Annotated in this window: 4 protein-coding genes; 2 read left to right on the forward strand and 2 right to left on the reverse strand. The window is 38.3% G+C overall.

What is annotated here, in order from left to right:
- The first annotated feature begins 329 nt into the window (after positions 1 to 329).
- The gene (locus ACFPYN_RS09715; RefSeq protein WP_377733836.1) at positions 330 to 665 is read left to right on the forward strand and encodes a hypothetical protein; all 336 of its coding nucleotides are present in this window, start codon (positions 330 to 332) and stop codon (positions 663 to 665) included.
- Positions 666 to 948: 283 nt separating this feature from the next.
- Here ACFPYN_RS09715 and ACFPYN_RS09720 read toward each other — a convergent pair whose 3' ends face one another.
- The gene (locus tag ACFPYN_RS09720; protein WP_377733837.1) at positions 949 to 1,152 is read right to left on the reverse strand and encodes a hypothetical protein; all 204 of its coding nucleotides are present in this window, start codon (positions 1,150 to 1,152) and stop codon (positions 949 to 951) included.
- 272 nt (positions 1,153 to 1,424) lie between these two features.
- Here ACFPYN_RS09720 and ACFPYN_RS09725 point away from each other — a divergent pair, with 272 nt between their 5' ends.
- A complete protein-coding gene (locus tag ACFPYN_RS09725) occupies positions 1,425 to 1,676 on the forward strand; it encodes a hypothetical protein (protein WP_377733839.1) in 252 nt (83 codons plus the stop codon).
- 109 nt (positions 1,677 to 1,785) lie between these two features.
- On the opposite strand, the gene ACFPYN_RS09730 is transcribed toward ACFPYN_RS09725, so the two are convergent.
- Positions 1,786 to 2,286, reverse strand: a complete 501-nt coding sequence (locus ACFPYN_RS09730) for a MerR family transcriptional regulator (RefSeq protein ID WP_377733840.1) — start codon at positions 2,284 to 2,286, stop codon at positions 1,786 to 1,788.
- Positions 2,287 to 2,877: the final 591 nt, after the last annotated feature.

The following is a 2,877-nucleotide window of genomic DNA, read 5'->3' on the forward strand; positions in this document are numbered from 1 at the left end:
ATACTTAGTTTCGTATAGGTTAGTGAACTTAGATTGTTGAACGAGTTCTTGAACATGAATGAAAGTGCCAAACCTGAGAAAACACTGTAAATAGGGGGTGTACATTAACTCCTGGTTTTCTGAACAAATCGGCTGCCTTTTACATGGCAGTCTTTTTTTAATGAACCTAGTTGCCATACTTCTCTATTAAAACCCAATATATCGACATAGAAAAAATCAATTAGGTTTTAATCCCATAATTAGTATTAATAATATATTTTTATAAAATATGGAAATTATTTCTAATGGTTGTTACAATAGTATGGAGATTCAAAATAAGGGGGATGGACATGAAGAATAATTTTAGATTTTTATTAACATTAGCTATGACATTTTCAATGTTTGTAGCTACCTTGAGCCTTTCTACTCGCGTAGATGCTTCAGAACTTATGCTAGATAGCGAAGGGAATGTAATTAGTAACGCAGAAATTGAAGCAGTGGCAGCTCAACTAGAGTTCGTGCACGATGAAGCCTCAATTTATGATGACAATGGAACTTTTTTAGGTTTTGATATTGATAAAATTGAAGCAGAGTATGGTTCTGATCTAGGAGTTTCACATCTTCAAGCACCGGCACCAGGTGAATTGTACTTTTACCACATCCAACGAAACCGGGGGGTGGCTTAGTCACTACTGATCCAGTTACACCAGGAGTAATCACTGATTCTGCTGAAGTAGATCGTTGTATAAATAATAAAATTAAGGCCACCTATAAACAGGTGATTAGTTTCTCCACATATCAAACTATCGTTACTTACCTCTGGCAGCGTAATTTTACAAAAGCAGCAGGCTTACTTCTAAAAGTAGGAGTTAAAGGAAATATAGTTACTATTGGACTTACCCTTTCATACTACTTCTTCTCGTGTTTGCCATTAAGAGCTAAATAATTAAATAAAAAAGACTCAGACTCTCATTGAGAGTCTGAGTCTTTTTTATTTATAGCTTTTTTTAGCGTACTTCCCATGATAAGGATGAAAAGAACAATAAAGACACCGGACATAAGAAGGTTTTTTGTCCAGTTAAACTCACTTTGATTGTTATAATCTGTACCTACTAAAATAGCAAACAAACCTATAAACAGAGCAATATACAAATAGTTTTGGTTAAGTTTCATAGTAATACCCCTTTACAATAAAATATTAGAATTATTAATATAAACTATCTTTATAATAACTTAATTTCCAATTATTTGCTATTAATCCTTTAAAAAATAGGGAAAAATAATAATTAAGCATCATACATGAAGCAAAGTTGAGGATGGAAATATCAAGTTAAATACTTCTTGATTTGGTAGTGAAGGGTAGTAGAGTTGTATTATAGATTCATTCCTAAAGCTTCTTTCTTTGTTATAATTTTCCTATCCAGAATTGATAGGTGGTGAAGCATATGAAACAAATAGATGTACTTGAACTAGCCAAAGAAATGTTTGAATCTCATAAGGAACAAAGTGTCGATGAAATTGCAGAGCTTGTTAATAATGAATTTAATGGTAAAAAGATGACAGTCGAAACCATGCCCAGTGAAATTTTGATGATGGTATCGCAATTGATTTCAGTAGTCAGAAAACAAGAATTTGAATTTACAGTTAACCTTGTTCAGAGAGTGGTCGATGAGCTACAACAGAATCAAGATAGCTAAATGTACTGGTTGCAATTTTCTTTCCGTCTAAATGAATTTCAACGGTCGTTGTTCCAAAGGCGACCGTTCTTTATTTCCTCAACTGGATGTTGGGATACGTCATTCTCTCTTAACGTCCAAACTGCCACCACTTACGTGGCTTTGTCACCCTTTCTTCTACAATTCCTGAAGCCACTTCTTCTTTCAGTGGCTCTTCCAATCGTTTCAATGTCACCATTATGTGCGCTTGTCCCCGTCGCATTTCGTTTACTGCCTCTACTAGCGCCTCGTTCTGCTTTGTCAACGTCTCAATACGATTCGCCATTTCGACAAATAGTTCGCGATCGTTATTTGCCAATACTTCGCCAGTCTGCGTTCTTATCTCCTTATTGTTCTTTAATAGTGTAGCTGCGTTGATTGCGGCGGTATCCATCGTATTACCGCCAGTAATTAGTTTTCGTAAATGCCGGAATGCAGCAAGATCTTGTTCGGTAAATATACGCTCGCCTTTATCGTCCTTTACAAACGTAGCACCGTGCTTTTCAACAGCTGCGGCATATTTACGAATTGACGACGTGCTAACTTCTAATAGTTCTGCGATTTGACCCGTTCGGTAACTGCTTTCAAGCATGAGCTCACCCCTCGATAATTATGCGATAATGCGATTATACAAGAATGTTGCAATAACGGCGATAAATAGACGGTAATAGGGCGACTTACCGCCGCTCGTATCCGGCGCGCTTATGCCAGTAATGACGAACGAGGGCGTTCGTCATTACTTAATCACATAGTAGACCGTCAATTTGACGGTCTTTTTTGCTTTGAGGAGAAAAGAAGCACATCGATAAGTGTCCACGGTAAATGTCTGACTGGAACGCTAGTGGAAGGAATTTAAGGAGTGGACACGTGAGGTGATTCTTCACCCTGTTTTTGGTTCTCACCCCATGTGAGAACCTGCCACCCGGCGAGGGGATTTTGGGTTAGTGGGTACCCCTTTTTGAAAAGGGGGTACTTGCTCTTGATCTATGGGAAAAGAACGTCCGCAGCCGGACGCTTTTTTCTTGCACTTGAACTTGGGGGAAGGACAGCATCCGGTAGGAGGAAGTCACCCCTGCACTCACCCTCGGAGAGCACACCTTTACGCATGTAAAGTATAGTGTGTTATACTTTTCTTGGAAGTGTTGCCGGTAAATCTCGTGATCGGAGGGAATCGAATGAGCTT

Source organism: Paenisporosarcina macmurdoensis, from assembly GCF_042658845.1.
Lineage (GTDB): Bacteria > Bacillota > Bacilli > Bacillales_A > Planococcaceae > Paenisporosarcina > Paenisporosarcina macmurdoensis.